This window comes from Isoptericola sp. NPDC056573 (assembly GCF_042793335.1).
Classification (GTDB): Bacteria; Actinomycetota; Actinomycetes; order Actinomycetales; family Cellulomonadaceae; genus Isoptericola.
On sequence record NZ_JBHTUY010000017.1, the window covers coordinates 1 to 13,309 of the forward strand.

At 70.6% G+C, this 13,309-nt stretch carries 10 protein-coding genes; all 10 read right to left on the bottom strand.

The annotated features are described in order from the left end of the window. Window positions 1-50: 50 nt before the first annotated feature. The 10 genes from nrdF to ACFQ8E_RS20755 all read right to left on the bottom strand — a co-directional run bounded on the left by nrdF (window position 51) and on the right by ACFQ8E_RS20755 (window position 13,298). The gene (nrdF, locus tag ACFQ8E_RS20710) at window positions 51-1,031 is read right to left on the bottom strand and encodes a class 1b ribonucleoside-diphosphate reductase subunit beta (protein WP_430552453.1); all 981 of its coding nucleotides are present in this window, start codon (window positions 1,029-1,031) and stop codon (window positions 51-53) included. A gap of 40 nt (window positions 1,032-1,071) precedes the next feature. Further along, window positions 1,072-3,267 carry a class 1b ribonucleoside-diphosphate reductase subunit alpha gene (nrdE, locus tag ACFQ8E_RS20715; RefSeq protein WP_430552454.1) on the bottom strand — a complete coding sequence of 732 codons (2,196 nt, stop codon included), beginning with the start codon at window positions 3,265-3,267 and terminating at the stop codon, window positions 1,072-1,074. Beyond that, window positions 3,237-3,668: a class Ib ribonucleoside-diphosphate reductase assembly flavoprotein NrdI gene (gene nrdI, locus ACFQ8E_RS20720; RefSeq protein ID WP_430552455.1), complete on the bottom strand. Its 432-nt coding sequence runs from the start codon at window positions 3,666-3,668 to the stop codon at window positions 3,237-3,239. The genes nrdE and nrdI overlap by 31 nt, the downstream gene beginning before the upstream one ends. A gap of 163 nt (window positions 3,669-3,831) precedes the next feature. Next, window positions 3,832-4,074 carry a glutaredoxin-like protein NrdH gene (gene nrdH, locus ACFQ8E_RS20725; protein WP_416345666.1) on the bottom strand — a complete coding sequence of 81 codons (243 nt, stop codon included), beginning with the start codon at window positions 4,072-4,074 and terminating at the stop codon, window positions 3,832-3,834. 576 nt (window positions 4,075-4,650) lie between these two features. Beyond that, complete coding sequence (locus tag ACFQ8E_RS20730) at window positions 4,651-6,102, bottom strand: serine hydrolase domain-containing protein (RefSeq protein WP_430552456.1); 1,452 nt, start codon at window positions 6,100-6,102, stop codon at window positions 4,651-4,653. Window positions 6,103-6,143: 41 nt separating this feature from the next. Beyond that, complete coding sequence (locus tag ACFQ8E_RS20735) at window positions 6,144-7,622, bottom strand: GH1 family beta-glucosidase (RefSeq protein ID WP_430552457.1); 1,479 nt, start codon at window positions 7,620-7,622, stop codon at window positions 6,144-6,146. Window positions 7,623-7,747: 125 nt separating this feature from the next. After that, window positions 7,748-10,054, bottom strand: a complete 2,307-nt coding sequence (gene yicI, locus ACFQ8E_RS20740; protein ID WP_430552458.1) for an alpha-xylosidase — start codon at window positions 10,052-10,054, stop codon at window positions 7,748-7,750. 79 nt (window positions 10,055-10,133) lie between these two features. Next, a complete protein-coding gene (locus ACFQ8E_RS20745) occupies window positions 10,134-11,003 on the bottom strand; it encodes a carbohydrate ABC transporter permease (RefSeq protein WP_430552459.1) in 870 nt (289 codons plus the stop codon). After that, the gene (locus ACFQ8E_RS20750) at window positions 11,003-11,968 is read right to left on the bottom strand and encodes a carbohydrate ABC transporter permease (protein ID WP_430552460.1); all 966 of its coding nucleotides are present in this window, start codon (window positions 11,966-11,968) and stop codon (window positions 11,003-11,005) included. The genes ACFQ8E_RS20745 and ACFQ8E_RS20750 overlap by 1 nt, the downstream gene beginning before the upstream one ends. Window positions 11,969-11,972: 4 nt before the next feature. After that, window positions 11,973-13,298 carry an ABC transporter substrate-binding protein gene (locus tag ACFQ8E_RS20755; RefSeq protein WP_430552461.1) on the bottom strand — a complete coding sequence of 442 codons (1,326 nt, stop codon included), beginning with the start codon at window positions 13,296-13,298 and terminating at the stop codon, window positions 11,973-11,975. Window positions 13,299-13,309 lie beyond the last annotated feature (11 nt).

Below are 13,309 nucleotides of genomic sequence, written 5' to 3' on the forward strand. Positions count from 1 at the left end.
GGCGGACCGCATCACGTGCGGTCCGCCCTCTCGTGCTACCTCGGCAGGGGTCAGAAGTCCCAGTCGTCGTCCTCGGTGGCCACGGCCTTGCCGATGACGTACGACGAGCCCGACCCGGAGAAGAAGTCGTGGTTCTCGTCGGCGTTCGGCGACAGGGCCGCGAGGATGGCCGGATTCACGGCCGTGTCCTCCTTGGGGAACAGCGCCTCGTAGCCCAGGTTCATCAGGGCCTTGTTGGCGTTGTACCGCAGGAACGCCTTGACGTCCTCGGTGAGGCCGAGCTCGCCGTACAGGGCGTCGGTGTACTCGACCTCGTTCTCGTACAGCTCGAAGAGCAGCTCGAACGTGTACGCCTTGAGCTCGTCCTGCTCGGTCTGGCTGACCTGCGCCAGGCCCTTCTGGTACTTGTAGCCGATGTAGTACCCGTGCACGGCCTCGTCACGGATGATGAGGCGGATGAGGTCGGCCGTGTTCGTGAGCTTGGCGCGGCTCGACCAGTACATCGGCGCGTAGAAGCCGGAGTAGAACAGGAACGACTCGAGCATCGTCGAGGCGACCTTGCGCTTCAGCGGGTCGTCGCCGCGGTAGTAGTCGAGCACGATCTCGGCCTTGCGCTGCAGGTGCGGGTTCTGCTCCGACCAGGCGAACGCCTCGTCGATCTCCCGCGTCGAGATCAGCGTCGAGAAGATCGACGAGTAGCTCTTGGCGTGCACCGACTCCATGAACGCGATGTTGGTGTACACCGCCTCCTCGTGCGGGGTCAGCGCGTCGGGGATCAACGACACCGCACCGACCGTGCCCTGGATGGTGTCCAGCAGCGTGAGGCCGGTGAACACGCGGGTCGTCATGAGCCGCTCGGCGTCGGTGAGCGTGTGCCACGACTGGATGTCGTTCGACACCGGCACCTTCTCCGGCAGCCAGAAGTTGCCGACCAGGCGGTCCCAGACCTCGAGATCCTTCTCGTCCTGCAGACGGTTCCAGTTGATCGCGGTCACGCGATCGATGAGCTTGAGCTTCCCCGTGGGCGCCATGTCTTCTCTTCTCCACACATTCCGTAGTTGCCCGACGCGATCACAGCATGCAGCTGACGCAGCCCTCGATCTCCGTGCCCTCGAGGGCCATCTGGCGGAGACGGATGTAGTACAGCGTCTTGATCCCCTTGCGCCAGGCGTAGATCTGGGCGCGGTTGACGTCGCGCGTCGTCACCGTGTCGGGGAAGAACAGCGTCAGCGACAGGCCCTGGTCCACGTGCTGCGTCGCGGCAGCGTACGTGTCGATGATCTTCTCGTAGCCGATCTCGTACGCGTCCTGGTAGTAGTCCAGGTTGTCGTTCGTCATGTACGGCGCCGGGTAGTACACGCGACCGAGCTTGCCCTCCTTGCGGATCTCGATCTTGGCGGGCACCGGGTGGATCGACGACGTCGAGTTGTTGATGTAGCTGATCGAGCCGGTGGGCGGCACGGCCTGGAGGTTCTGGTTGTAGATGCCGTGCTCCACGACCGACGCCTTGAGCGCACGCCAGTCGTCCTGCGTCGGGATGGCGACACCGGCCTCCGCGAAGAGCTGCGCGACGCGCTCGGTCGCCGGCTTCCACTCGCCGTCGGTGTACTTGTCGAAGTACTCGCCCGTGGCGTACTTCGAGTCCTCGAACCCGCCGAACGCCTTGCCGCGCTCGATCGCGAGCCGGTTGGACGCCGCGATCGCGTGGTACGCGACCGTGTAGAAGTAGAGGTTCGTGAAGTCCACGCCCTCGGCGGACCCGTAGTAGATCCGCTCGCGCGCGAGGTACCCGTGCAGGTTCATCTGGCCGAGGCCGATGGCGTGCCCGAGGTCGTTGGCGCGGCGGATCGACGGGACCGACTCGATGCTCGTCTGGTCGGAGACGGCGGTGAGCGCGCGGATCGCGGTGTCGATCGTCTTGGCGAAGTCCGGCGAGTCCATCGTCTTGGCGATGTTCAGCGAGCCGAGGTTGCAGGAGATGTCCCGGCCGACGTGGTCGTAGGACAGGTCCTCGTGGAACGTCGACGGCGTCGAGACCTGCAGGATCTCCGAGCACAGGTTCGAGTGCGTGATGCGGCCCTTGATCGGGTTCGCCTTGTTCACCGTGTCCTCGAACATCACGTACGGGTACCCGGACTCGAACTGCAGCTCCGCGATGGTCTGGAAGAAGTCGCGGGCCTTGATCGTCGTCTTCGTGATGCGGTCGTCGGCGACGAGCTCGTCGTACTTCTCCGAGATGGAGACGTCGGCGAACGGCTTGCCGTAGACGCGCTCGACGTCGTACGGGCTGAACAGGTGCATGTCCGCGTTCGTCTTCGCCAGCTCGAACGTCACGTCGGGGATGACGACGCCCAGCGAGAGGGTCTTGATGCGGATCTTCTCGTCCGCGTTCTCCCGCTTGGTGTCGAGGAACCGCATGATGTCCGGGTGGTGCGCGTGCAGGTACACGGCGCCCGCACCCTGGCGCGCGCCGAGCTGGTTGGCGTACGAGAACGAGTCCTCGAGCAGCTTCATCACGGGGATGACGCCGGACGACTGGTTCTGGATGTGCTTGATCGGCGCGCCGTGCTCGCGGACGTTGCTCAGCAGCAGGGCCACGCCGCCGCCGCGCTTCGACAGCTGCAGGGCGGAGTTGATGCCGCGCGCGATGGACTCCATGTTGTCCTCGATGCGCAGCAGGAAGCAGGAGACGGGCTCGCCGCGCTGCGCCTTGCCCACGTTGAGGAAGGTCGGCGTCGCGGGCTGGAACCGCCCGGAGACGACCTCCTCGACGACGTCCCGCGCGACCTGCTCGTCGCCGTCGGCCAGGCCGAGGGCGACCATCGAGACGCGGTCCTCGAAGCGCTCGAGGTACTTCTTCCCGTCGAACGTCTTCAGCGTGTACGACGTGTAGTACTTGAACGCGCCGAGGAACGACTCGAACTGGAAGTCCTTCGAGTACGCGAGCCGGAACAGCTCCTTGACGAAGGTGCGCGAGTACTTCTCGAGGACCGCAGGGTCGTAGTACTTGTTCTCGAGGAGGTAGTCGAGCTTCGCGTCGAGCGTCTCGAACTGGATGGTGTTCGGCACCACGTGCTGCTCGAAGTAGGCCGTGGTGGCCTCGCGGTCCTTGTCGAACTGGATCTTGCCGTCCGGTCCGTACAGGTTCAGCATCGCGTTCAGCGCGTGGTAGTCGAGCTGCACGCCCTGCAGCGGCACGGGGGTGGCCCCCGCGTGCTCCGGGTCCGTCGTCGAGCTCACGCCGAGATCAGTGACTGTCGTTGCCAAAATCGTCCCAATCCGTCACGGACGCGCCGGGCGTCCTCAGCCGTCCCCAGGAGTTCGAAGGCGTACAGGTAGGGCACCTGGCACTTCGCGGAGATGATGTCGCCGGCGATGCAGTACGCAGCGCCGAAGTTGGTGTTCCCCGCGGCGATGACGCCGCGGACGAGCGACCGGTTGTGCGGGTCGTTGAGGAACTCACGCACGCGCCGAGGCACGGCGCCGCCCTCGTTGCCCCCGCCGTATGTCGGGACCATGAGCACGTAGGGCTCGGTCACCGTGAGGGACCCGTCCGTCCTCCGCACCGGGATCCGGTGCACGGACATGCCGAGCTCCTCCAGCCCGAGGCGCTGGACGAACCGGTGGGTGTTCTCCGACACGCTGGAGAAGTAGACGAGAGAACTCATGCTCAGCCTCCCCCCGGATGCTGCTACCAGACCGACGTGCTGCGTCGCCGAAGACGCACGGCGCCCCGGGTCGGGTTCGAAGCCCGGGGCGCCGGCCGTTCGTGGGGTGCGGAGCCGCAGCCTGCGGGCCCCGCCTGTTGTCGAGTCTGTGTCGCGGTCGGCGTCAGGCCGAGACGGCCTGCTGCGCGGCGACCGCGGCGATCTGGTCCGGGCGGAAGCCCGACCAGTGGGTGTCGCCGGCGACGACGACGGGGGCCTGCAGGTAGCCGAGACCGCGGACCATCTCGAGCGCCTCGGCGTCCTGCGTGATGTCGACCACGGAGTACTCGACGCCCTTGCGGTCGAGGGCGCGGTAGGTCGCGTCGCACTGCACGCAGGCCGGCTTGCTGTAGACCGTGATGCTCATGTGTCTCTCCCTCTCTGCGCTCCCCACCGGGGGCTTCGTCCGACCGGTGTCGCGACCCTGCGAGCCGGTCCCCTCGACGGGCCTCGAAAGGGCCCGGACCAGGGATGACGCCCGTGGAACTACGCCGGTGTGCTTTGTTCGAAGGGCTGTGCGCCCCGCGTGCTCCAAACACTACACCTAGTGGTCAGGGCGCGCGCGGGACCGACATCTTGTGGTTGACACCGCTGTCATTCGTCGAACACCCCTCGCTGCACGCGCTCACGAACAGCCTCCCACGGGGGTCCGACACTCCTCGTCCACAGGGTGGGCGAGGCTCCGTCAACACCGTCTCGGGGCGTCCTTCCGCAGCACCGTGCGGATCGCGTCGGGATGTCCACAGGCGGTGGGCGACGGGCGTCCACAGCGTGTGTGCGACGACGGGTCGTCGTCCATCGGGACCGGAGCCGGGCCGGGTCCCGGGCTCCGGTCGGGAAGCGGCCCGGCAGATCGGACATTCCTGGCACCGAACTGCTCGGAAACTCGTCGATGTCATCGGCGTGTCGCTCGCGGTGGTGTGTCGCACACCGCGCGGACCGGTCAGCTCCCTGCGTCGCGCTCGGCGGCGGACGGCGACACGGGCACGGCGCGCCAGCCCGCGGGGTCGACGCCGCCCGGCACCGCCGTCGCGGGGTCGTAGGGCGCGCGCGTGAGGTGGAAGGTGCCGACGTCGAGGGCCTCCGCGGGCGTGCCGGTCGCGACGGGCCGCAGCCGCTCGCCGCGCCAGTAGCCGCCCGCGACGCCGACCCAGCCCTCGGGCGTCCGGTCGAACACCGTGCTCCGCCCGTCCGGCGAACCCAGGTCCAGGCAGCCGTCGGCGCGCACGGACACCGTGTACGGCATCGGGCCCCAGTACCAGGTCCCGGCCAGCGCGAGGGCGTCCGGGGCGGTGCCACCGGCGCCGCCCACGACGGCGGGCTCGGGGGCCGGGCCCGGCACGCCCAGGAGGTCGAGCAGGAAGGACGCGTCGCCGAACCCGGCGGTCGAGCTGCCGCAGACGGCGACGACGTCCCCCGTCGCGGGGTCGGCCCGCAGCGTCGCGGTGAAGCCGGGCACGGAGCCCCCGTGCCCCACGGTGCGACGGGCGTTCCGCCCGCCCTCGCCGGGCCCGTGGTGCACGGAGACGCCCAGCCCCCACGCGGCCGTGAACGGCACGTCGTCGTCGACCACCGCCCGGGGCGTCGCCATCCGACGGCGCCACGCGAGCGGCAGCACGTCGTCACCCGCTCCGCCGTCGTCGCCGGCGCCCACCAGCCACGACCCGAACCGCACGAGGTCCGTCGGCGTGGACCACACCTCCCCCGCCGGCCCCATCGCGCCGTAGGCGGCCACCGGCTCGACGAGGACGGTGTCGACGTCGGGGTGCACCGCGTACCCCACCGCGGCCTCGCCCGGCGGCGTCCGGCCCGTGCCCGCCATGCCCAGCGGCGCCCAGACCTCGTCGCGCAGGACGGCGTCCCACGACCGGCCGTGCGCCTCCTCGACCAGGCGGCCCAGCACGGCGTAGCCCACGTTGGAGTAGTGGTGCCGTTCCCCCGGCTCCCACAGCCGCTCGACGCCGGAGGCGACGAGCTCGGCCCACGACCCCGCGCCGTGCCGCTCCCACCACGGCCCCGGGGGCTCGGCCGCCAGGCCCGCGGTGTGCGTGAGCAGCTGGGCGACCGTGGCGTCCGGGGCGGGGGCCTCCGCGAGGTACCGCCCCACCGGGTCGTTCAGGCCGAGCCGCCCCGCGACCGCCAGCCGCAGCACGGCCACGGCCGTCATGGGCTTGGTGATCGACCCGATCCGGAACGCCGTACCCGGGCCGGACGGCGCCCACCCGGCGGTGCCGGTCCACGCGACCGCGCCGGCGCGCCCCACCGCGGCGGACAGCGCCGGCACCCGGCGCTCCCCGCAGCGCGCACGGAGCGCGTCGTCGAACCGGACGCCGGCGGACGGGGCGTCGTCGGGCGGGAGCGAGGCGGGTAGCGGGACGGGACGCGCGGCGGTCATGCCCCGCACGGTAGCGCCGAACAGGCACTGCCCGGTCGGCGTCAGGGGGTGACGGCGGTGACCGGCGGCACCTCGCCGGACGTGACGAGCCGGCGGTACCAGTGGGCGGAGTCCTTCCAGGTGCGCTCGCCCGTCGGGTAGTCGACGTGCAGGATGCCGAAACGCTTGGAGTAGCCGTAGCCCCACTCGAAGTTGTCCATGAGCGACCAGGCGAAGTACCCGCGCACGTCCGCGCCCGCGTCGCGGGCGGCGCCGACGGCCTCGACGTGGTCGTGCAGATAGGCCACGCGGCGGTCGTCGTGCACGCGGCGCTCGCCGTCGTCGACGACGAGCTCGTCGTCGAAGGCGGCCCCGTTCTCGGTGACCGCGAGCGGCAGGCCCGGGTAGGTGCGGTGCAGCCGCAACAGCAGCTCCGTGAGGCCCGACGGCTCGATGTTCCAGCCCATCGCCGTGTACGGGCCGGGCTGCTCGGCGAACTCGACGTCGGTGACGCCGATCCACGGGCTGTGGCTCGACGCGCCGTGGCCGTCGTTCTCCGACCGCTCCCCGTCCCCGCTGAACCGCCGCACGGTGACCGTGGAGTAGTAGTTCACGCCGAGGACGTCGAGCGGCTGGCGGATCTGCTCGAGGTCGCCGTCGCGGACGAACGACCAGTCGGACACGTGCGCGGTGTCGGCCAGCAGGTCGTCGGGGTACGCGCCGTCGAGGATCGGGCCGAGGAACGCCCGGTTGGCGAGCGCGTCGATCTTCCGGACGGCGTCGGCGTCGCCCTCGGACGCCGCGTCCGCCGGGCGGATCGCGTGCAGGTTCAGCGTGATCGACACCTGGGCGCCCGGCAGCACGTCGCGGATCGCCTGCGCCGCGAGACCGTGCGCCAGGTTGAGGTGGTGGACGGCCGCGAGCGCCGCGGCGGGCTCGGTGCGGCCGGGCGCGTGGACGCCGGAGCCGTAGCCGAGGTAGGCGGAGCACCAGGGCTCGTTGAGGGTGGTCCACGCCTCGACGCGGTCGCCGAGCTCGACGGCCATGTGCCGGGCGTACTGCGCGAACGCGTCCGACGTCGCCCGGTCCGCCCAGCCGCCGGCGTCCTCGAGCTCCTGCGGCAGGTCCCAGTGGTAGAGCGTGACGAAGGGCCGGATGCCGCGCTCGCGCAGCGCGTCGAGCAGGTCGCGGTAGAACGCGACGCCCTCCGGGTTGAGGGGGCCGCTCCCGCCGGGCTGCACGCGCGACCAGGAGATCGACAGGCGGTAGGCGCCGACGCCGAGGCGGTCGAGGTGGTCCACGTCCTCGGCCCAGCGGTGGTAGTGGTCGCACGCGACGTCGCCGGTGTCGCCGTCACGGGTGCGACCGGGCGTGCGGGAGTACGTGTCCCAGATGGACGGCCCCCGTCCGCCCTCGGCGGCGGCGCCCTCGATCTGGTAGGCCGCGGTCGCGGTGCCCCAGAGGAAGTCGGCGGGGAACGTGCGGGCGACGGTCGCGGTGACGTCGGGCTGGGTGGCGGGCGTGGTGGTCGTGCTGGTCATGGGTTCGTTCCTCGGTGCTCGGAGTCACGGGGCGTCGTGGTGGTCGGTGCGGCGGTCGTGTGGAAGCGCTCCCACCCTGTCCCGGCAGTGTAGCCACCGGCAGCGCGCGGGCGCGCGGGTCGCCGTCAGAGGCGCAGGCTGACCGTGCCCGGTCCGGCGGCGGCTGCCGTGCGCTCCCCCACCCGGACGGTCCAGGCGCCGGGGGCGTCGTCGGACGTGACGACGACCTCGTCGCCGGTGCGCCGGACGCGGAAGCGCGCCGCCTCGCCGTCCGGCCCTCCCGTGGGCACGACGGTGACGGCGTCGTGCCCGTCGGTGAGACCGAAGCAGCGCAGCTCGACGCCGTCGGCCCACGCGTAGTCGGGCCGGTCGGTGCGCGTCCCGACCGGCAGCACCGTGCCGGGGCGCACGAGCACCGGCAGGGAGTCGAAGTCGTGGGTCTCGGTGACCCAGCGCGGCCCGGTCACGGTCTGCGCGTGCGCGGTCTCCGCGCCGTCCAGCAGGCGGGTCCACGTGCCCTCGGGCACGTAGTACTCGACCGTGCCGTCGGCCTGGAAGACCGGCGCCACGAGCAGCGAGCCGCCCAGCATGTACTGCATGTCGACGCCGAAGGTGGCCCGGTCGCCGGGAAACTCCAGCACCATCGGCCGCATGATCGGCGTGCCCGCGGCGTGCGCCTCCTCCCCCGCCTGCGCGAGGTAGGGCATGAGCGACATCTTCAGGTGCGTGAACCGGCGCGCGACGTCGACCGCCTCCTCGTCGAAGGCCCACGGCACGCGGTACGACGACGAGCCGTGGAGGCGCGAGTGGCTCGACAGCAGCCCGAACGCGAGCCAGCGCTTGAACACCCCGGCGTCGGGCGTGCCCTCGAAGCCGCCGATGTCGTGGCTCCAGTAGCCGAAGCCCGACAGCGCGAGCGACAGCCCGCCCCGCAGGGACTCCCCCATCGACGCGTAGGTCGAGTCGCAGTCTCCGCCCCAGTGCACCGGGAACTGCTGTCCGCCGGCCGTGGCCGACCGCGCGAAGACGACGGCGTCGCCGCGACCCCGGCGTCGCTCGAGCATCCGGAAGACCAGCTCGTTGTACAGCTCGGCGTAGTAGTTGTGCATCTTGCGGGGGTCCGAGCCGTCGTGCCACACCACGTCCTCGGTGGGCACCCGCTCCCCGAAGTCGGTCTTGAACGCGTCCACGCCCTGGTCGAGCAGGCGCTCCAGGTGGCCGAGGTACCAGTCCGCGGCCTCGGGGTTGGTGAAGTCGACCAGGGCCATGCCGGCCTGCCACAGGTCCCACTGCCACACCCCGCCGTCGGTGGTGCGCAGCAGGTAGCCCTGGGCGCGGCCCTCCTCGAACAGGGGCGAGCGCTGCCCGATGTACGGGTTGATCCAGAGGCTGACCTTCAGCCCCCGGTCGTGCAGGCGGGCGAGCATGCCCTCCGGGTCGGGGAAGACGCGCGGGTCCCACTCGAAGTCGCACCACTGGTACTCGCGCATCCAGAAGCAGTCGAAGTGGAACACGCTCAGCGGCAGCCCGCGCTCGGCCATGCCGTCCACGAAGCTCGTCACCGTGGCCTCGTCGTAGTCCGTCGTGAACGACGTCGACAACCAGGTCCCGTACGACCAGGCGGGCACGCGCGCCGGGCGCCCCGTGAGCGCGGTGTAGCGGCGCAGCACGTCCTTCGGTGCGGGGCCGGCGATGACGTAGTACTCGAGCGACTGGCCCTCGACCGAGAACTGGACGCGGGTGTTCACCTCGGAGGCGACCTCGAGCGACACCCGCTCGGGGTGCGCGACGAAGACCCCGTACCCCTTGCTGGTCAGGTAGAGCGGCACGTTCTTGTACGCCTGCTCGCTGGACGTGCCGCCGTCCTCGTTCCAGACGTCGACGGACTGCCCGTTCTTGACGAACGGCCCGAACCGCTCGCCGAGGCCGTACACGTGCTCGCCGGGCTCGAGCGTCAGCTGCTCGTGCACCCAGGCGCCGCCCTCGAGCGGGCCCGACGTCGCGCTCATCGCTCCCACGGACTTCGGCAGGCTGGAGGTGAGCACCTTGCCGTCGTGCTCGACGTCCACGTGCCAGCCGCCGCCCCGGTGCACCCGGACCGAGAGCCCGCCGGTCTCCAGCACGCCCTCCGTCTCGTCGACCTTCACGACCGGGAGGAAGCCCGGCTCGCCGTGGACGGCGAACTCCGGCCCGCGGCGCGCGGCCCCCGCGAAGTGCTCCACGCGCACCCGCACGACGCCCGGCGCGGGCGAGGAGTACGTGACCGTGAGCATCGGCCGGTTGAGGGTGTCGCCACGTCGCCGGACCGGCGCCGTGGGGGCGTACACGGTCATCGTGCCCGCGGCCTCGTCGACGCGGACGTCGTCGACCTCCACCGCGTACAACGGTGCGATGCCGCGGCGGGTCTGCCAGTAGCCGTCGGTGAACTTCATCAGGTGCACCTACTCCGAGCTGTCGTGTCGATGATGGCGGAGCGCCCGGGAGCACGCCGCACGAGGGTGGGGTGGTGCGCTACTTCACCGCGCCGGCGGTGACGCCTCGGGTGAGGGTGCGCTGGAAGATCAGGAAGAAGACCAGGGCCGGGACGAGGGAGACGAGCGCCCCGGCGTTGGTCGTGGGGGCGTCCATCATCCGGTCGCCCTGGAGCGACGCGAGCGCGATCGGGATCGTCTGCGTGTCGTTGGTCGTGAGCATGACCAGCGGGATGAAGAACTCGTTCCACGTCCAGATGAAGAAGAAGATCATCAGGACGATGAGCGTGGGCCGCACGATGGGGAACACGACCCGCCACAGGATCCGCCAGCGGCCCGCGCCGTCGAGCGCCGCCGCCTCGAGCAGCGCCGGCGGGAACGTCCCGAGCACGGACGCCAGCAGGTAGGTGCCGAAGGCGGACTGGATGACCGTGAAGATGATGATCACGGACCACTGCGAGTTCGACAGCCCCACCTGCCGGGCCATGTCGAACAGCGGGTAGATCAGCGCCTCCTGCGGCAGCATGTTCGCGAGCAGGAACAGCAGCACCACCCACATCCGGCCCTTGATCCGGCCGATCCCGATCGCGTAGGCGTTGAGGAGCGAGAGCGCGCACGCCGCCACCGCCACGACGGCGGAGATGAAGAACGAGTTCCACAGCTTCACCGGGAACTCCGTGCGCTGCCAGAAGTTCACGAGCCCGTCGAGGTAGAGGCTCGTCGGCAGGCTGAGCGGCCCGTGCTGCGTGTAGTCGTCGGGCGACTTGAACGCGTTGAGCAGCATCACCAGCAGGGGCGCGACGACGAGCAGCGCGACGACGACGGCGCCCGCGAGCACGAACCAGCGCCCGGCGCCCCGGTGGTGGCGGTTCCCGCTGCGCGCCCGGACCGTCGCCAGGGTCGCGGCCATCAGCGCCCCACCTCCTCGGCCCGCTCGGCGCGCGTCTGCAGCGCGAGGATGACCACGGCCACCACGAGGATCACCACCGTGAGCACGGTCGCGACGGCGGCGCCGTAGCCCACCCGCGACTTGTCGAAGAAGTTCAGGTACGAGTAGTAGCTCGGCACGAGCGTGGAGCTCTCGGGGCCGCCGCGGGTCAGCACGTAGATCGGGCCGAAGACCTTGAGCGCCGCGACCGTGCAGGTCAGCGTCACGACGAACGTCTCCGGGCGGATCTGCGGGATCGTGATGGCCTGGAACCGCCGCCACCAGCCGGCGCCGTCCAGCTCCGCGGCCTCGTACAGCTCGGGGTCGACCCGCTGCAGCGCCGCCATGAAGATCACCACGGGATACCCGATCTGCACCCAGATGAGCACGAGCATGACGCTCGGCAGCGCCGTGCTCGGGTCGCCCAGCCAGTTGGGCGGGTCCGCGACGCCGAGCGCACGCAGGATCTCGTTGAGCGCGCCGGTCTGGGCGTTGAGGATCCAGTTCCACAGCACGCCCGCGACCGCGACGGGCAGGATCTGCGGCAGGTAGTACGTGGCCCGCAGGACCGACGCGACCCGGCCGCCGAACCGCCGGCCCAGGTAGTCGAACAGCACCGCCGCGAGCAGCAGGCCGATCACGGTGGGCACCAGCACCATCGCGACGATCATCGCGACCGAGTTCTGGAACGACGTCCAGAACGCGGCGTCGTGCCAGAGCTCCGTGTAGTTGTCGAGGCCCACCCAGGTGAGCGGCGCCAGGCCGCCGCGCCAGGAGAACAGGCTGATGTAGACGTTGGTCACCAGCGGGTACCCGATGACCAGCACGAAGAGCACCGCGCCGGGGAGCAGGTACGCCAGGTAGGGCAGGGTCGCGCCCCGCCGGCGGCGGCGCGTCCGGGCGTCGGCCCGGGACGCCGCCGCGGGCGGGCTGAGGGTGGCGGTCACGTCGTCACTCGCCGAGCAGGTCGGCCTTGCCGTCCGTGTAGGCCGACTCCAGACCGTCGAGCACCTGCTCCGGCGTCTTCGACCGGTTGATCAGGGACTGCAGCTGGCTGACGATCGTGTCGTAGTAGCCGGGGACGGGCCAGTCGGGGTAGAACGCCAGGCCGTCGTCGTCGAGGATCGCCTGGAAGTTCTCGGTGAGCTCGCGCGTCTTGTCGTCGGTGATCGTGGAGGCGTCGCCCGCGACCGGCAGGCCGCCGGTCTGCGCCAGCACGTCCTGCACCTCGGGGCGCAGGGTGGTGTCGATGAACTCCGTGGCCAGCGACGGCGAGTCCGCGTTGGTCGGGACGACCCACAGGTTGCCCGACGAGCCGGTGTGCAGCGCGTTCCCCGGGAAGTTGAACTGACCCCAGTCGTCCTTCATCTCGGCCGTCACGCGGCCGAACCACCAGGAGCCCGAGACCATCATCGGGTAGTCGCCCTTCATGAAGGCGACACCCATGTCCTCGGCCGTGAGGCCGGCGGAGTCACCGGCGACGTACCCCTTGTCGATCCAGTCGTCGAGCTGCTCGGTGGCCGCCGTCATCTCGGGTCCGTGGAAGTCGACGTCGCCGTCGAAGAGCTGGTACCGGTCGACGAGCTCCCGGTCGGCGTTCGCCAGCACGAGCTCGTACCAGAGCTGGCCCATGGGGTACTCGGCCCCCGCCTCGGCCAGCGGGGTGACGCCGTCGTCCTTGAACGCCTCCATCACCTGCTCGAGCTCGTCGAGCGTGGTGGGCACCTCGAGGCCCGCGTCCTCGAACATCTGCTTGTTGTAGTAGACGCCCACGAACTCGCCGTAGTTGGGCACGCCGTACCAGTCGCCGGAGCCCATGAGGCCGTTCTCGTCGTAGCGCGCGGTGGTCTGCAGCGAGCCGGACAGCTTGTCGGCCCAGCCGTTCTCCTCCGCGGCGTCGGTCAGCGGGGCGAGCAGGCCCTGCGCGGCGAGCTGCCCGGCGGTCGCGTTGCCCTTGTTGTACTCCATGACGTCGGGCACGTCGTCGCCGGTCAGCACGATCTTCGCGTTCTTCTGGATCTGCTCGAACGTCTGCTTCTCGACGTCGACCGTGACGTCCGGGTGCTCCGCCTCGAAGATCTCGATCGCCTTGGCCCAGGCCTGGCCCATCGCCGAGTCGTCGTTCTCGTAGTGCCAGATCGTCAGGGTCTTGTCGTCGGTGTCGCCGCCCCCGGCGGTCGTGCCGCCGCCTCCCCCGCCGCCCACGCAGGCGGTCAGCGTCAGGGCCGACGCGGCGATCAGGGCGGCCGCGGACAGGGTGCGTGCGCGGTGGGGCATGGGGTCCTCCT

Excerpts from the sequence above, each read along its gene's own strand:
- nrdF (WP_430552453.1), bottom strand. The coding sequence starts at position 1,031 with ATGGCGCCCACGGGGAAGCTCAAGCTCATCGATCGCGTGACCGCGATC.
- nrdI (WP_430552455.1), bottom strand. The coding sequence starts at position 3,668 with ATGAGTTCTCTCGTCTACTTCTCCAGCGTGTCGGAGAACACCCACCGG.
- nrdH (WP_416345666.1), bottom strand. The coding sequence starts at position 4,074 with ATGAGCATCACGGTCTACAGCAAGCCGGCCTGCGTGCAGTGCGACGCG.
- ACFQ8E_RS20730 (WP_430552456.1), bottom strand. The coding sequence starts at position 6,102 with ATGACCGCCGCGCGTCCCGTCCCGCTACCCGCCTCGCTCCCGCCCGAC.
- ACFQ8E_RS20735 (WP_430552457.1), bottom strand. The coding sequence starts at position 7,622 with ATGACCAGCACGACCACCACGCCCGCCACCCAGCCCGACGTCACCGCG.
- yicI (WP_430552458.1), bottom strand. The coding sequence starts at position 10,054 with ATGAAGTTCACCGACGGCTACTGGCAGACCCGCCGCGGCATCGCACCG.
- ACFQ8E_RS20745 (WP_430552459.1), bottom strand. The coding sequence starts at position 11,003 with ATGGCCGCGACCCTGGCGACGGTCCGGGCGCGCAGCGGGAACCGCCAC.
- ACFQ8E_RS20755 (WP_430552461.1), bottom strand. The coding sequence starts at position 13,298 with ATGCCCCACCGCGCACGCACCCTGTCCGCGGCCGCCCTGATCGCCGCG.